Genomic DNA, 16,420 nt, shown 5'->3' with positions numbered 1-16,420 from the left:
CATCGGCGCGGGCTGCGCGTCACCGGCGACAGGCGGTGCGCAGACATGTTCGGGCGAGGTTGTGTCCGCGCTCGAGGGCGGTTACGACCTTGAAGGACTAGGCCGCTCTGCGGTCACACATGTCGCCGCGCTCGGGGAGGAATAGGACGTATAACGCCTTGAAGCTAAAGGCCCGTCCGCTCGCCATGTCATCCCCCGCCCTGTCTCTCGATTCGACTGAAGACTCCGCCGCCCGGTCCGCCGGCGGGTCTGCGTCCCGCGCCGGGGTCGGCGTGCGCGCCGGCGCCATCACCCTGACACGCCACGGCGAGCCGGCTCTGTCGCGCAAATGTCTGCTGAGCGCGCGTCAATACGGCGACTGGTGGGCGAAATACGAGGTCGGCGGTTTGCTGGCCGGCCAGACCCCGCCGCCGGAATTGATCGTCACGGCCCAGGGCGCCGGCGTCATCTACGCCTCGACCCGTCGGCGCGCCCAGGAGACCGCCGCCGCCGTCGCCGCCGAACGCGAGGTCGTGTCCGACGTCCTGTTCATCGAGGCGCCCCTGCCGCCGCCGCCCATCCCCGACTGGATCAAGCTGTCGCCGAAATGGTGGGGGGTGGTGTCGCGATTCTGGTGGCATGCCTTCGATCATCACGGCGGCCAGGAAACCCGCGCCGAGGCCGAGGTCCGCGCCGAACAGGCGGCGCGCAAACTGATTGCCCGCGCCGAAACCGGCCAGGACGTGCTGGTCTTCGCCCACGGCTATTTCAACCATATGGTCGGCGCCCGGCTGAGGGCCGACGGCTGGAAACTGGTGCATAATCAGGGCTTCAAATACTGGTCCCAGCGCCGTTACGAGAAGCGATAGCCGCATCCACCGTTGATGCAGGCGTCGACCCCCTTTAGGGTCCGCGCCATGACCGATACCGCCGCCGCCATCCCCGCCGACCTCCGCTTCGAAGACGCACTGCAGCGCCTGGAGACCATCGTCTCGCGCCTGGAATCGGGCCAGGCGCCGCTGGAGGAATCCATCGCCCTGTACGAAGAAGGCACCAAGCTGAAGGCCCATTGCGAGGCCCGTCTGAAGGCGGCCCAGCTGCGCGTTGAGAAGATCGTGGTCGGCCCCGACGGCCAGGCCAAGGGCGTCGAGGCGGCGTCGTTCGAATGACGCAGGCGATCACCTTCGACGACTTCATGAAGGTCGATAGCGGCGTCGGCCAGATCGTCAAGGCGGAAGCCTTCCCCGACGCTGACGGCGAGGGGGTGCTGGTCGGGGTGGATCACGACCTGCCGCTGGGCGGGCGGCTGTTTTGACCCATATCCTCGCCGCCAATTCGCCCGAACAGGCTGTGATCGACCGGGTCGCCGAGGTCGCGGACCTGGTCACCGTGGCCCTCGACGAACTGCTGCCCCGCGCCGAAGGACCGGAGGCCCGCCTGACCGAGGCCATGCGCTATGCGGCGCTCGGTCCGGGCAAACGGCTGCGGCCCTTCTTCGCCCTGGAGGCGGCGCGGCTGTTCGACATCGACGAGCGGTCGGTGCTGCGCGCGGCCTGCGCCCTGGAGTGCGTCCACGCCTATAGCCTGGTCCACGACGACCTGCCCTGCATGGACGACGACGACATGCGGCGCGGCCGCCCGACCGTCCACCGCGCCTATGACGAGGCCACGGCGGTCCTGGCCGGCGACGCGCTCCAGACGGCGGCCTTCGACATCATCCTGCACGAGGATACCCACGACGACGCGGCCGTGCGGTGCGAGCTGGCGGCGCGGCTGTCGCTGGCCTCGGGCGCGCGGGGCATGGCCGGCGGCCAGATGATCGATCTGCTGGGCGTGCGCGACGATCTGGGCGGGGTGGCGCGGATGCAAAGGCTGAAGACCGGCGCCCTGTTCGCCTATGCCTTCGAGATTCCGCTGATCATCGCCGACGCCTCGGCCCAGCATCAGCACGCCCTGATCAGTTTCGCCCACGATGTCGGCCTAGCCTATCAGATCGTTGACGACATCCTGGACGCCGATGGCTCGGCCGAAGAAATGGGCAAGGCCGCCGGCGGCAAGGACGCCGCCCTGGGCAAGACCAATTTCGTCACCCTGCTGGGCCTGGACGAGGCGCGCCAGCGCGTCGCCCACCTGTCAGACCAGGCCCGCGCCCATCTGGAACCGTTCGGACTGGAGGCGGAAATCCTCAAGGCGAGCGTGGACTTTGTGCTAAAGCGCCGGTCATAAGGAACCAGGATCGTCATCCTAGGCCTTGTGCCTAGGATCCATAGACTCCGACATCGAAGGTCGACTTCAGGCGCTGGAGCGTATGGATCCTCGGGACAAGCCCGAGGATGACGACTAGAATAGGCGGCTAAGTCCGCGAAGAGACGCCCTTTTCAATGCCCGACACCCCGCTTCTCGACACCGTCAAGTTCCCCGCCGACATGCGGGGCTTCGACATCGCCCAGCTGAAACAGTTGGCGCAAGAAGTGCGGGCCGAGACCATCGACGCCGTCTCAGTCACGGGCGGCCACCTGGGCGCGGGCCTGGGCGTGGTCGAGCTGACCACGGCGCTGCACCATGTGTTCGAGACGCCCAAGGACATCCTGATCTGGGATGTCGGCCATCAGTGCTATCCGCACAAAATTCTGACCGGTCGCCGCGACCGCATCCGCACCCTGCGCCAGCCCGGCGGCCTGTCAGGCTTCACCAAGCGCAGCGAGAGCGAATACGACCCGTTCGGCGCCGCCCACGCCTCGACCTCGATCAGCGCCGCCCTCGGCTTCGCCGCCGCGCGCGATCAGAAGGGCGAGAAGAACAAGGTCGTGGCCGTGATCGGCGACGGCTCCATGTCCGCCGGCATGGCCTATGAGGCGATGAACAACGCGGCCGAGGCGACCAATGGCCAGCTGATGGTCATCCTGAACGACAACGACATGTCCATCGCCCCGCCGGTCGGGGGGATGAGCGCCTATTTAGCCGGTCTGGTGTCCGGCGGCGCCTATCAGAACGTCCGCCGCCTGGGCCGCTCGTTCGCCCAGCACCTGCCGCGCCCGTTCCGCAAGGCCGCCAAGAAGGCCGAGGAATACGCCCGGGGCATGGTGACCGGCGGCACCTTCTTCGAGGAGCTGGGCTTCTACTACGTCGGCCCCATCGACGGCCACGACATGGAAAATCTGGTCCCGATCCTGAAGAAGGCGGCGGCCATCGAGGATCGGCCGGTGCTGGTCCATGTCGTCACGCAAAAGGGCAAGGGCTACGCCCCCGCCGAGAGCAGCGCCGACAAACTGCACGCGGTGGTCAAGTTCGACGTGGTCTCGGGCAAACAGGCCAAGGCCGTCTCCAACGCCCCCAGCTACACCAAGGTGTTCGGGACCGAGCTGATCAAACACGCCAAGGTCGATCCCTCGATCGTGGCCATCACCGCCGCCATGCCGTCGGGCACGGGTCTGGACCTGTTCGGTCAGGCCTTCCCCGAGCGGACCTATGACGTCGGCATCGCCGAACAGCACGCCGTCACCTTCGCCGCCGGTCTGGCCGCCGACGGGATGAAGCCGGTCTGCGCCATCTATTCCACCTTCCTTCAGCGCGGCTACGACCAGGTGGTCCATGACGTGGCGATCCAGTCGCTGCCGGTGCGGTTCGCCATGGACCGGGCCGGTCTGGTCGGCGCCGACGGCGCGACCCATGCCGGGTCGTTCGACATAGGCTTCATGGGCGCCTTGCCCGGGATGGTGCTGATGGCCGCCGCCGACGAGGCCGAGCTGGCGGGCATGATCTCGACCAGCCTGGCTATCGACGACCGCCCCAGCGCCTTCCGCTATCCGCGCGGCGACGGCGTGGGCGTGGAGATTCCGGAACTGGCCGCCCCGTTCGAGATCGGGCGCGGCCGGATCGTGCGCGAGGGCACGTCCGTCGCCATCCTGTCCCTGGGCACCCGCTTGCAGGAATCGTTGAAGGCCGCCGATCTGCTGGCCGCGCGCGGCGTATCCGCCACCGTCGCCGACGCCCGTTTCGCCAAGCCGCTGGACGTCGATCTGATCCTGCGCCTGGCGCGCGAGCACGAGGCCCTGATCACGGTGGAGGAGGGAGCCATGGGCGGCTTCGGCGCCTTCGTGCTGCAACTGCTGGCCGAGAAGGGCGCGCTGGATCGCGGGTTGAAGGTCCGCACTTTGAACCTGCCCGACGTTTTCCAGGATCAGGACGCGCCCGCCGCCATGTACGCCCAGGCTGGCCTGAACGCCGAACATATCGCGGCGGCGTCCCTGACCGCGCTGGGGGTCGAAGCGACCCGAGCCGTCCGGGCCTGAGACCAGAAGCATGACCGCCGGTGCGTCCACCCGGCCGGTCGGGTCGGCCTTCCTGATCGGCTACGCCGTCGCCTATATCGGCGCCTTCATCGGCGTCGCGCCCCTGCTTCAGGTGCTCGCGCCGCTCCACGCTGAGCTTATCGACGGTCAGGCCAAGGGGCCGCTGCTCAGCCAGGCCCTGTTCTGGGGCTGTATGGCGGCCGGGGTCGGCAATATCATCGGCGGCGCCTTGAGCGACCGCACCCGCTCGCGACATGGCCGGCGGCGTCCGTGGATCGTGGTCGGCGCCGTGCTGACGATGGGCAGCTACGCCGCCATCCAGCAGTCCTCGACCCCTCTGGGCCTGGTGCTGGGCCTGGTCTGTTTCCAGCTGACCTTCAATATCCTGCTGGCCCCTCTGATCGCCCTGTTCGCCGACCGGGTGCCGGAAAACCGGCGCAGCGCCATGTCTGCGGTCATGGGCATGGGCTATCCGCTGGCCGCCATGATCGGCTCGGTCGTCATGGCCTGGGGGCCCCAGGGCGAGGTCGCGCGCTTCGCCACCCTGGCCGCCGTGGTCCTGGTCGCCACCGTGCCCTTCGCCCTGCTGTCGCGAGAGGATCCCGTGCCCGCCGACCGGGTGCGGGCGCCCCTGTCGGGCTTTTCCTTGCCCAGCCTGCTGCGCCCCTTCGCTGTTCGCGACTTCACCCTGGCCTGGACCTATCGGTTCCTGGTGGTGACCGGTTATTCGCTGGTGGCCTTCTATCTGCTCTTCTACATCGCCGACGCCATCGGGTTTCCGCGCCTCTTCCCCGGACGCTCGGCCGAGGCCGGCCATTCGCTGCTGACCGCTATCGCCGTGGTCGGGGTCGTCGGGGTCAGCACCATCGTCGCCATGGGCGGGTCGCGGATCACCCGGCGCAAACCGCTGGCTATTGCAGGCGGGGTGCTGCTGGCCATAGCCGCGGCGGTTCTGGCGACCACCCAGGACTGGACCACCGTGGTCGTCGCCTTCGCCCTCTATGGGGTGGGCCAGGGCTGCTATGGCGCCATCGACATCGCCCTGATGACCGATGTGCTGCCCTCGGTCGAGGACCGGGGCAAGGATCTGGGCCTGATCAATCTGGCCGTGACCCTGCCCCAGGCGATCGCGCCGCTGATCGCACTGGTCCTGTTGGAGACCCTGGGGCTGGACTTCCGCAGCCTGTTCCTGGCCGCCACCGCCTGTTTCGGCGGGGCGACCCTGGCGGTGGCCTCGATCAGGCGGGTGCGGTGACCTCTTCCAGCGGACCCAGACCGGTCTCGGTCCGCGCCAGCCGATAGGTTTTCAGCGTCTTCTTCTCATACGGCTTGGCCAGGATGGTCGAGACGGTGCGCAGTTCGCCGACGGCTTGATCCCGGTCCAGGGTCAGCAGAATGTAGCCCTTGGCCGACTGGTCGCAGAACTTGATCTCGGGATTGGCGGCTTGAAGCGCCAGGCCCAGCGGCAAGCCGGCCACCAGATCGCCCGGCGAAGGGCTGGAGATGGACGAGGTCCCAAACTCGACCGCGCGGCGCTCGCCGCCTTCGTCATACAGTTCGTTGACCCAGAAGGCGTGGCTGTCGCCGGCCAGGACGATGGGCTCGACCCCGGCCTGTTTCATCGTCTCGTACAGGCGCTCGCGTCCGGCGGGGTAGCCGTCCCAGCTGTCCAGGTTGAACGGCAGACCCAGTTTGAACAGCTGGATCGCGCCCTGCACCTGGGGCTGGTACTCGGCGGGCAGGCCGGCGATCATCTCCGCCAGCTGGGCCGGCGGCACCATTTCTTCGATGTTCGGTCCCTTGACCCGGGCCATGACGACCTGGTTGCCCAGGATCTGCCACGGACGACCGGCGGCCTTGGACTGGCTCATGGCCTCGCCCAGCCAGCGGCGTTGGCTGTCGCCCAGCAGATCGCGCGACGGGTCCTGCCGCTGGGCCTCGAAGGCGGCGAGGTCGGGACGGCCGTCGGCGGTCTTAGGGATGTTGGCGAAGTCCATCTGCTCGTTGCGGGCCAGCAGCCGCGTCTCGACCATATGCAGGCTGGCCAGGTCGCCGAAGTGGAAGCTGCGATTGATCGCCTCCTTCAGGCCGCCGGCCTTGGCCTCGCGGATCGGCATCCATTCGTAATAGGCGCGCAGGGCCGCCGCCTTGCGCGTGGCGAAGTCGCCCTCGGTCGCCGGCTGATGGTTCTCGGCGCCCAGCATCCAGGCGTCGTTGGCGACCTCATGATCGTCCCAGACGCAGATGAAGGCAGCGCGGGCGTGGGCGGCCTGTAGGTCGGGGTCGGTCTTGTACTGGGCGTGGCGCGTCCGATAGTCGGCCAGGCTGACGATCTCGTGTGGGGGCAGGGGCGCCCGGTTCAGGGGCGCGCCGGTGGTCATGCCATAGTCGTCGGCTGCGGCGCCGTATTCGTAGATGTAGTCGCCCAGGTGGACGACCGCGTCCAGCCGCTCCAACTGCGCGATCGCCTCATAGGCGTTGAACAGGCCGCCCGGATACAGTTGGCACGAGACGACAGCCAGGCTCACCTGGGGCGTTGCGCCCTGGGGCAGGGTGCGGACCCGCCCGACCGGCGAGGTCACGCCATTGGCGACGAAGCGATAGAAATACTCGCGGCCCGGCTCCAGGCCCTGGCCGTCAAGGTCATGTTTGACGGTGAAGTCGCGCTCGGCCAGGGCGCGCAGCCCGGTCGAACGGCGAACCCTGTCGCTGAAGCTCGCGTCATGGGCCACTTCCAGAACCACGGCGACCTCCCCGACCGACGGATCGGCCGGGGTGACGCGTGTCCAGAAGACCGCCGAATGCTGATCCGGATCGCCGCTGGCCACCCCGTGAAGGAAGGCGACCTGACCGGTATGGGCGGACTGGGCGACGGCGGGCGTCGCCGCCCCCGCGCCGAGCAGCCCCAGAAGGCTGCGGCGATCCAGAGTCATGGTTCGATCCTTACAGTTTCAGCTTGAACACCAGGCCATACGCCGCCGGACGACCGGCGATGAAGGTCGGCATGCCCAGGGCGTCGCCGGTGTTGCCGGCGTCCTTGATATATTCCTCGTCCAGGACGTTCTCGCCGAAGGCCTCGACGCCCCAGGCGCCGCCTTCCGGTGTATAGCGGACGCGCAGGTTCAGCAGGCCATAGGCGTCCTGGTATTCGTCCTGGACCAGGTCAGCCACGATGTTGCTGGTCTGCAAGGCCGGGATGTCATTGTCGTCGTCGAAGAAGACCTTGGACTGCCAGGTATAGGTCGGCTGGACCTCGATCTCGCCGCCGGCGACCGGCAGGCGCCAGGTCGCGCCGATTGAGGCGGCGTTGTCCGGCGACAGGCGGAACTGGTTGCCTTCGTAGATGCCGTTCTCGAAGCGCGAGTGGTTGTAGGCGTAGGTCGCGAACAGGTTGAGCATCGACGCCACGGCCGCCACGGCGAAGTTGGCCTGGCCCTCGAAGCCGTAGGACTTGGCCTCGCCGGCGTTGGTCGTGATCGTCTGGGTGCCTTCCTGGATCGTCGTCTGGAAGTTTTCGTAGTTGTACAGGAAGACCGCGCCGTCGACGCGCAGCCGTCCGTCCAGCAGGGCCGACTTGGCCCCGATCTCGTAGCTGTCGACGGTTTCCGCGTCGACCGGGCTGAAGGTCGGCGCGCCGCCGGGCGCCGACGGGCCCGAGGCGCTGATCACTTCCGGACGACGGCCCCGCGCATAGTTGGCGTAGACATTGGTGTCGTCGGTCAGTTCGTAGCGGGCCGTCACCCGCCAGGTGACGCCGTCGTCTTCCGAGTCATAGTAGGAGAAGTCTCCGTTGTTGGCGGTCGGCTGCGACGTCAGGCCGAACAGCGGGAAGGCGCTGGCCGGCAGGCTGGCGAAGGCCGGGCTGGCCATGGCCGACAAGAAGGCCGGCAGCTGGGCAGACGAGATCGCGCCGGCCTGGATCGCCAGCAGGGCCCCCAGGGCCGAGCGGCTCTCGACCGAGCTGGCGTAGCCGGTCGTCTTGTCGTCGCGGGTGTAGCGCACGCCCGCCGACATTTCGAACCGGTCGGTGAAGGCGTAGGTGGCGTCGGCGAAGACGTCGTACGAGGTCAGCTCCGAGCTGTTGATCGGGGTCTCGATATGGTTCGAGTCCAGATTGGCGGCGATCGGCGCAGCCAGAGCGCCGGCGCCCAGCGGCGTCAACAGCGAGGCCAGGATGCTGCGGGCCACGGTCGGATAGGCCGAGACCGGCAGGGTGTTGTCCCCAACCGCCGTCGCCGATCCGTCCAGCAGGCCGGACAGTTGCGCCAGGGCCATGGCCTCGTTCCACTGGGTCGGCGTGCGCTGATAGCCTTCCTCATGGAACCAGCCGGCGCCGACGAAGCCCGACAGGCGGCCGCCGTTGTCGAAGCCCAGACGCAGATCCTGGCTCCACTGTTCGCCATGGGTGTCTTCCGCCACCGTCAGGATCGGCAGGGACACGCCGTCCGCGTCAAAGGTCTCGTAGTTGTCGAACTCGCGATAGGCGGTGGTCGAGTTCAGGCTCCAGGCCGCGTTCAGGTCGATCTGGGCCAGACCCGTCACGCCCCAGACTTCGCGGCTCAGGCCCAGCGACTTGCCGCCGTCGAAGTCGGCGCCCGGCGTCAGGGCCGCGCCCTCCCAAGGCTCTGTGCCGCCCAGGACGGCGCCGGTGGTCGGGTTGGCGGGCTCATAGGCCATCGACTTGAACGAGGTGCCCGAGGCGTTGTCGTTCTGGTAGTTGGCGATCACGTCGAACCGCATGGCGTCTGACGGCGCCCAGACGCCGGACAGGCGCACGGCCTTGGTTTCGATGGCGTTGTAGTCCTCGCCGCCCAGCAGGTTCTCGACCGAGCCGCCGCGCGTCTTCAGGCGGGTGGCGACGCGCAGGCCGGCCGTCTCGCCGACGGGCAGGTTCAGCGCGCCCTCGACCATCCGGTAATCTTCATTGCCGGCCTCGATATTGGCATAGGCCTCGGTCTCGCCGGGATGGGCGCGGTTCTGGACCAGGTTGACGGCCCCGATCAGGGCGCCGCGCCCGTACAGGGTCGACTGCGGGCCCTTGGCGATCTCGACCCGCTCCAGGTCGAACAGCTCGACGTACGAGCCACGCGACTTGGAGATCGACACCCCGTCCTGGAACACCGAGACGCGGGCCTCGGCCGTGGCGGCGCCCGAGTCGGAGGTGATGCCGCGCATCACGAAACCGGGGTTGTTGGGCGACTGGTTCTGCACCAGGAAGCCGGGCACGAAGGCCGACAGCTGTTCGAACTCCTGGATGCCCAGGTCTTCCAGGAACTGACCCGAATAGGCGGTCAGGGCGAACGGAACCTCGATGGTCTTCTGTTCGCGCAGCTGGGCCGTGACGATGATCTCGTCCAGCGTCGCCGGTTCCGCCGTCTGGGCCTGAGCCCCGTGCGCCGCCGCCATCGCGCCGGTCATCGCCGCCGCAGCCATAAGCCGCGTCTTGAATTCATTCGCCATCGTGTTTTCCCCCAGCTTGGCCTGAACGGCGATCAGTAACCGGCGGCGATGTCGGAGAAGCGACGTTGAGAACGCCGATAGGTGACGTTGGGGTGGCGAATCAAAGACATTCCGGCCGTGTACGTTTCGTTCATCGCCTGGGTCTCTGAAGGGGGCATGAACACGGTTCGGTCCGCTCGAGTGTGAGGGTGTTGCAGGCCACGGCGAAAGCCCTAGACTCCGCGGGTATGAGGCCGGTATCGCCGCCCTCCGCATCCGGAGACATCACAATGAACGACACGGTCCTGGTTGCCGGCGGGGCGGGCTACGTCGGCTCGCATGTCTGTCTAGCGCTGTCGCAGGCGGGGTTCCGGCCGGTCGTCTATGACAATCTGTCGAATGGCCACGCCGCCTTCGTCCAGTGGGGCGAGCTCGAGACCGGCGACATCCGCGACGCCGCGCGTCTGGACGAAGTGATCGCCCAGCACAAACCTGTCGCGGTTCTGCATTTCGCCGCACTGATCGAGGTCGGAGAATCGGTCAAGGAGCCCGGCCGCTTCTATGAGAACAACGTCGCCGGAGCGATCACCCTGATCGAGGCGGCGCGGCGTGGCGGGATTGAGGTCATGGTCTTTTCCTCGACCTGCGCCACCTATGGCGACCCGGTGCGGCTGCCGATGGACGAGACCCATCCCCAGGCGCCGCTGAACCCCTATGGCCGGACCAAGCTGATGGTCGAACAGGCCCTGGCCGACTATTCGACCTACGCTGGCTTCCGCTCGGTCTGCCTGCGCTATTTCAACGCCGCTGGGGCGGACGAAGAGGGCCGGATCGGCGAGCGTCATTACCCCGAAACCCACGCGATCCCTCTGGCACTACAGACGGCCCTGGGCCAGCGTCAGGGCTTCAAACTGTTCGGTGACGACTACGACACCCGCGACGGCACGGCGGTGCGCGACTACATCCACGTCATGGATCTGGCCGACGCCCATGTGCGGGCGCTGAAATATCTGCTTGAGGGCGGCGAGACGACGGTCTTCAACCTGGGCACCGGCACGGGCACGACGGTCAAGGAGCTGATCGACACCATCCGCCGCACCACCAACCAGCCCTTCCCGGTCGAGACCACGCCGCGCCGCGCCGGCGACGCCCCCTGCCTGGTGGCCAACAACAGCCGGGCGCGCGAGGTGCTGGGCTGGGCCCCGACCCGGACCCTGGACGACATTGTTCGCACCGCCTGGCGTTGGCATGCGGCTGAGCGGGACCGGGCCTTGAGCTGACGCTGGTTTTAGTGCGGCTTAGATGACGGGGTGCGCGCTTCGCAAAGGCAGTTTCGGCCAGGTCAACTTCTTGCCCGACATCAACTGCAGCAGCGGCTTCTCCAGGCAAACATGGACCAGAGCTCCGCCGACAATACTCCCGATAACGCCGACGATAACGACCACATCGCCGGGAACGGAGATATGAGTCTTCTCGACGACCTGCCCAAATCCCCGCAGCACAATCGTATGGACGAGGTAGATGGCGTAGGATGCGTCGCCGAGGAAGATCAGCGCTCGCCGCAAGGGGCCGGCTTCGCTGGCGGGGTTCTCGATGCGAACGGCCGCCAGCACGATCAACGCGGCCGGTAAGCCCCAGATCGCCACACGCCAAAGGCCGCCGACGGCTTCGTTCATTGAGGCCGCGACATCAACCTCCAATGACGTGAATATGGGCGGTGCGAGCAGGGCGCAAGCGCCGAGCGCCAGCACAAACTTGGCCTCCCGAAGCGGGAGCCCGCGCCAGGTTTTTGCAATGACGATCCCTAGCAGGAACTCGAGGATCAGAGGCGAGCCGAGAAACTTCAAGGGCGGCGCTTCCACCAGAAATCCCGCTACTAGCGCCGCGAAATACCCTGCCACCAGCAGCCAGATGAATCGGCCGCCAAAGGCGATGCCCGCCGCGAAGGCGACGTAGAACAGCATTTCGAAACACAGCGTCCAGCCTGGACCCAGAAGCGGAAACGATATGGTCAGACCGCTGAACGGCCAGAAGAGAAAGGTCGCGATCAGCTGTGCGGGTACGAGCGCCTGTTCCTGCGCCTTGCTGAACAGCGTCGGTAGTGACAACAGCCAGTACATGGGCGCCACGCGCTTGAAACGCCGCCAAAGGAAGGCGCCTGACGCGGCGACGCCGTGCTGGCCCCGCGCGATCGTGGCGATGATAAAACCACTTAGCACGAAAAATATATCGACGCCCGCGCCGCCCAGATGGTGCAGAGTGCTGTCGGCGGGAATGAGCGTTGTCTGCCCTAGCCGCGTAATGGCCAAATCCATGGCGTGCGAATAAACGACGGCCGCCGCCGCCCCAAACCGCAGCACCTGTAAGTTGTCGATTTTGGTCAACCCGCCCCCCGACGTCTCGCCTGAACCTAGCGATCTTTCACGTCTCAGGGAACATGGTTCGTTGAAGATTGCCGATTTTAGCCTGCAGCCGATGTCGCCATAGTCACTTCGGGCGTGGCGGCGCCGCCGTCGACCCGCGCGGCGCAAAGCCGAAATCCACCATGCTCTGCCGGGGCAGTTCGGCCTCGCCGGCGGTGGAGCGGATCAGAAGTTCGGCGGCGACGGCGCTCATTTCGGCAATGGGCTGAATGACGGCGGTCATGTCGGCGAACCGGGCCAGGGGCGTGTTGTCGAAGCTGATGACCGACAGGTCGCCGGGGACGGAAAGGCCGTTCCGCTTGGCTGTGCGCAAAGCCGCGTGGGCCATGCGGTCGTTGCTGGCCAGAACGGCAGTGGGCCGGGAAGGCAGGGCCAGCAAGGTCTCCATGGCGGCGACGCCCGACTCGTACGAGAAATCGCCCTGGGCGATCAGCGTCTCGTCCAGCCCGTGCGTCGAGGCCGCCATGGCCTGGCGATAGCCCTCCAGCCGCGCCCCGCTGACGGCGTATTCCTCGCTGCCGGTGATGAAGCCGATGCGGACGTGGCCCAGGCCCAGCAGGTGATCGACGGCGAAGGCGGACGCCTTGGCGTCGTCCATCGACACGGCGAACCCGTCCCCCTCGGCGATCGAGGCGATGCGGGCGAAGGGCAGACCCAGCCGGCTCAGCAGGCCGGTAATGGCCGGGTTCTCGCTGTGCGGCGGCGTCAGGATCACGCCGTCGGGGTGCAGGGCGGCGATAGCTCCGCGCACCGCCGCATCCACATGGTCGGAATGGGTGTCGACCAGTTCAAAGATCATCCGATAGCCGTGGGCCTCGCACTTCAGCATGCCGCCCATCAGCATCTGATCGACCCAGTCGGTGCCTTCCCCGGACTTCCAGCCTTCGATGGTCCGGTCCCGGTCGTTCAGCGCCATCAGCAGAAAGGACCGAGAGCCGCCCATCCTCCGCGCCGCCAGACTGGGAACATAGCCCAGCTTGGCCACGGCGGCGCGCACCCGCTCCTGCACGACCGGGCGAACATTCGGCTCGTTGTTGATCACTCGCGACACGGTCTGCAGCGAAACGCCCGCCTCGGCGGCGACGTGTTTGATGGTGACGGCGCGACGCAAACTCTGATCCCTTATCCCCTGCGCCATTGTGTCAGCCTTGGTTGCGCCAAGGCAAGCGCGTCAATGTCAGGCCGGGACGGCCAATGGAGCGGGCAGGTCAACGGCCAGATCCGCAGATGGGGCCGGACAATGGGTGTCGATGAAGGCCTGGTGCGTCGGCAGGTCGGCGACGAAGGCGTTCAATATATCGGCGGCGCGATCCATCTCGTCGGTCAGGCCGGCGAAATCGATCCGGTCCACCAGCGGCGGATAGGACCTGGGCCTCACCCCCATGCCGTCCATGACCGCATACCAGCTGACATTGCGGAACAAGGGGTCCAGCGCCTCGACCAGGCTGCCGTTGGCGCGGAAGACATCCAGCTTGTGCTGCAAGCCCGCGGGCAGGACCATGTCGCGGCATTGCCGCCAGAAGGCCGTGTCGTCCCGTCGCGTCAGGGCGTAGTGCAGGATGATGAAGTCGCGGATCTCCTCATAGTCCACCGCCATCCGCCGATTGTACTCGGCCGCCAGGTTCGGATCGCAATCCAGGTCCGGCATCAGGCGGAACAGGAAGTCCATGCCGCGATAGATCAGGTGGATGGCCGTCGATTCCAGCGGCTCGATGAAACCGCTGGCCAGGCCCAGGGACAGAACGTTCTTGTCCCAGATCTTCTCGCGGACCCCGGTCTTGAACGGCACGACCATGGGATTGACCACCGGGCGACCTTCGACCTGCGCCAAAAGGACGGCCGTGGCCTCGTCGTCGGACATATGCCGGCTGGAGAAGACGTGGCCGTTGCCGGTGCGGTGCTGCAACGGAATCCGCCAGCGCCAGCCGCAGTCCTGAGCCTGGGCCAATGTATAGGGTTGGGGCGGGCCGACATTCTCGGTCTGGACCGCGATGGCCCGGTCGCACATCAGCCATTCGGACCAGTCCGTATAGCCGACGCCCAGGGTCTTGCCGATCAGCAGGGCGCGGAAGCCGGTGCAGTCGATGAAGAAGTCCGCCTCGACCGTCTGGCCCGACTTCAGCTTCAGGCCGCTGACGAAGCCGTCGGGCCGCGTCATCACATCCTCGACGATCCCCTCGGTGCGTTTGACGCCCCGCGCCTCGGCGAAGTCGCGCAGATAGCGGGCCACCCGTTTCGCATCGACGTGAACCGCGTAGACGGCGCCGCCGATAGGGGTGCGCTGGGCCTTGAAGGGCAGCATGAACCGGCCCTGGGCCGCCATCCGCGCCGAGGCGGCGAAGTCCATCAGCGGCCGGTCATAGCCGTGCATCCGCGCCTTCAGCCAGACGGGGTAGAAGTCGCTGACATCCACCGGAACCCCGATGGCGCCGAACGGGTGGAAATAGCTTTCGCCCTTCTGCGTCCAGTCCTCGAACTGAATCCCCAGTTTGAAACTGGCCTGGGTCTTCTGGATGAAGTCCCGCTCATCGACGCCCAGCTTGGCCAGCAGTTCCAGGAAGGGCGGCACGGTGGATTCCCCGACGCCGATGGTGCCGATATCGTCGGATTCGACCAGTTCGATCTCGGCCATCCGCCCCTTGAAATGTTCGGCCATCAGGGCGGCGGCGATCCAGCCGGCGGTGCCCCCGCCGACGATGCAGATCTTCTTCAGGGGGCGGCGGGGCTGGTCCATGTCGGGTCTCATGCGGCAGAGGCGGCGGGATCGAGCCCGGCCAGGAATTGGGCGTGGTCGGGTGTGCGGGCGACCAGGTCGGCGATATTGGCGCGCATCTCGGCCAGGCTGCGCGCCAGATAGGCCGGGTCCATGGCGTCCACGGCGGGATCGTGACTGTCTGGGTACAGGCCGAAGCCGTCATAGATGGCCAGCCAGCTGGCCGGGTGGAACATCTCCCACCGATAGCGGACGAACTGACCCCGCGCGGTCCACAGGGCGATCTTGCGCTCCAGGGTCTCGGGGATCGCCATCGCGCGGCAGTCGCGCCAGAAGTCGGTGTCGGTTCGCCGGTTCAGCTTGTAGTGCAGGATGATGAAGTCGCGGACCCGCTCCATCTCGCGCGCCGTCTGATCATTGAACTCGTCCAGGATCGGCTGGGCGAAGCGGCGGTCGGGGAACAGGGCCTTCAGCCGCTCGATCCCGGTTTCGATCAAGGCGATACTGGTGCTCTCCAGCGGCTCCAGGAAGCCCGCCGACAGGCCGATGGCGACGCAGTTCTTGGCCCAGGCCTGGGCGCGACGGCCGGGACGGAAGGGAATGCGGCGCGGCTCCGTCAAAGGATCGCCTAGCAGATGGGGCATAAGCTCGGCCAGGGCCTGATCGTCGCTCAGATGGGCGCTGGAAAAGACCAGGCCGTTGCCGGCCCGGTGGCGCAGCGGAATCCCCCACTGCCAGCCGGCCGACCGGGCGGTGACGCGGGTGAAGGGCGCCGGCGCGTCGCCGGGCCGGTTCTCGCTCTGCACCGCATAGGCGGCGTCGCACGGCAGCCAGCGGCCCCAGTCTTCGAACCCGACGCCCAGGGCCTCGCCGATCACCAGCCCCTTGAAGCCCGAACAGTCGACGAACATATCGCCCTCGACCTCGCGGCCATCGTCCAGGGTCAGGGCGCGCACGAACCCGTCCTCGGGCCGCAGCTCGACCGAGCGGATACGGGCGTCGATCCGGGCGCAGCCCCCGGCCTCGGCATAGGTCCGCAGATGCTGGGCGAACAGGCTGGCGTCCAGATGAAGCGCCCAGTCGAACACCGACAACGACGACGGCGGATTGGGCGAGGGCAGGGTGAATTTCCCGCCGGCGGCCAGCGCCGCGCCCAGCGAATAGGCCGCCAGCGGCGCGAGGTCGCCCGCGCGGCGCTGCTTCAGCCAGTAATGATGAAACCCGATCCCCTTCACGTCCTGACCGTACAGGCCGAAGGGGTGGATGAAGTCCGAGCCGGGGCCGGACCAGTCGAGGAAACGAATACCCAGTTTGCACGTCGCCTGGGTGGCGCGCATCACGTCGTCGTCGCGCAGGCCCAGCTGGGCATAGAAGCGGCGGATGGTGGGAATGGTCGCCTCGCCCACGCCGATCGTGCCGATGTCCGAGGACTCGACCACGGTGATCTTCAGCGGGGTTGTGCGGAAATGCTGAACCAGGGCCGCAGCCGTCATCCAGCCGGCGGTGCCGCCACCCACGATGACGACGGAACGGATGCGAGGATCGTCGATCTCATCCATGGCTCGATACCAATA

At 67.1% G+C, this 16,420-nt stretch carries 13 protein-coding genes; 7 read left to right on the top strand and 6 right to left on the bottom strand.

Features of this window, described 5'->3' with window-relative positions; genetic code table 11:
* Positions 1 to 185 precede the first annotated feature (185 nt).
* The 6 genes from OU998_RS13885 (at position 186) to OU998_RS13860 (ending at position 5,526) form a co-directional block, all read left to right on the top strand.
* On the top strand, positions 186 to 848 hold the full coding sequence (locus tag OU998_RS13885; protein ID WP_267514241.1) for a histidine phosphatase family protein: 663 nt from the start codon (positions 186 to 188) through the stop codon (positions 846 to 848).
* A gap of 48 nt (positions 849 to 896) precedes the next feature.
* A complete protein-coding gene (locus OU998_RS13880) occupies positions 897 to 1,148 on the top strand; it encodes an exodeoxyribonuclease VII small subunit (RefSeq protein ID WP_267514240.1) in 252 nt (83 codons plus the stop codon).
* A complete protein-coding gene (locus tag OU998_RS13875) occupies positions 1,145 to 1,294 on the top strand; it encodes a hypothetical protein (RefSeq protein ID WP_267514238.1) in 150 nt (49 codons plus the stop codon). Before OU998_RS13880 ends, OU998_RS13875 begins: the two co-directional genes overlap by 4 nt.
* A gap of 35 nt (positions 1,295 to 1,329) precedes the next feature.
* Positions 1,330 to 2,205, top strand: a complete 876-nt coding sequence (locus tag OU998_RS13870) for a polyprenyl synthetase family protein (protein ID WP_267516803.1) — start codon at positions 1,330 to 1,332, stop codon at positions 2,203 to 2,205.
* A gap of 155 nt (positions 2,206 to 2,360) precedes the next feature.
* On the top strand, positions 2,361 to 4,271 hold the full coding sequence (gene dxs, locus OU998_RS13865; RefSeq protein WP_267514237.1) for a 1-deoxy-D-xylulose-5-phosphate synthase: 1,911 nt from the start codon (positions 2,361 to 2,363) through the stop codon (positions 4,269 to 4,271).
* Between the two features lie 10 nt (positions 4,272 to 4,281).
* A complete protein-coding gene (locus OU998_RS13860; protein WP_267514235.1) occupies positions 4,282 to 5,526 on the top strand; it encodes an MFS transporter in 1,245 nt (414 codons plus the stop codon).
* Here the strand turns inward: OU998_RS13860 and OU998_RS13855 are convergent.
* Together OU998_RS13855 and OU998_RS13850 are read right to left on the bottom strand one after the other, a co-directional pair.
* The gene (locus OU998_RS13855; RefSeq protein WP_267514234.1) at positions 5,510 to 7,204 is read right to left on the bottom strand and encodes an alkaline phosphatase D family protein; all 1,695 of its coding nucleotides are present in this window, start codon (positions 7,202 to 7,204) and stop codon (positions 5,510 to 5,512) included. The two genes, OU998_RS13860 and OU998_RS13855, sit on opposite strands and share 17 nt — an antisense overlap.
* Positions 7,205 to 7,214: 10 nt before the next feature.
* Complete coding sequence (locus OU998_RS13850) at positions 7,215 to 9,731, bottom strand: TonB-dependent receptor (RefSeq protein ID WP_267514233.1); 2,517 nt, start codon at positions 9,729 to 9,731, stop codon at positions 7,215 to 7,217.
* A 269-nt stretch (positions 9,732 to 10,000) separates the two neighbouring features.
* On the opposite strand from OU998_RS13850, the gene galE reads away from it, so the two are divergent.
* Positions 10,001 to 10,990 (top strand): UDP-glucose 4-epimerase GalE, encoded by a 990-nt coding sequence (gene galE, locus OU998_RS13845; RefSeq protein ID WP_267514232.1) that lies wholly within the window; start codon positions 10,001 to 10,003, stop codon positions 10,988 to 10,990.
* An 18-nt stretch (positions 10,991 to 11,008) separates the two neighbouring features.
* On the opposite strand, the gene OU998_RS13840 is transcribed toward galE, so the two are convergent.
* The 4 genes from OU998_RS13840 to OU998_RS13825 all read right to left on the bottom strand — a co-directional run bounded on the left by OU998_RS13840 (position 11,009) and on the right by OU998_RS13825 (position 16,405).
* The gene (locus OU998_RS13840; protein WP_267514231.1) at positions 11,009 to 12,094 is read right to left on the bottom strand and encodes an acyltransferase family protein; all 1,086 of its coding nucleotides are present in this window, start codon (positions 12,092 to 12,094) and stop codon (positions 11,009 to 11,011) included.
* Between the two features lie 103 nt (positions 12,095 to 12,197).
* On the bottom strand, positions 12,198 to 13,244 hold the full coding sequence (locus OU998_RS13835) for a LacI family DNA-binding transcriptional regulator (RefSeq protein WP_267514229.1): 1,047 nt from the start codon (positions 13,242 to 13,244) through the stop codon (positions 12,198 to 12,200).
* A 66-nt stretch (positions 13,245 to 13,310) separates the two neighbouring features.
* Positions 13,311 to 14,867 carry a tryptophan halogenase family protein gene (locus OU998_RS13830; RefSeq protein WP_267514228.1) on the bottom strand — a complete coding sequence of 519 codons (1,557 nt, stop codon included), beginning with the start codon at positions 14,865 to 14,867 and terminating at the stop codon, positions 13,311 to 13,313.
* An 8-nt stretch (positions 14,868 to 14,875) separates the two neighbouring features.
* Entirely contained in the window at positions 14,876 to 16,405 is a 1,530-nt protein-coding gene (locus OU998_RS13825) for a tryptophan halogenase family protein (protein WP_267514227.1), read from the bottom strand.
* Between the last annotated feature and the right edge of the window lie 15 nt (positions 16,406 to 16,420).

The organism is Brevundimonas sp. SL130 (assembly GCF_026625805.1).
GTDB lineage: Bacteria > Pseudomonadota > Alphaproteobacteria > Caulobacterales > Caulobacteraceae > Brevundimonas.
This window is presented reverse-complemented; position numbering and strand designations above follow the sequence as displayed.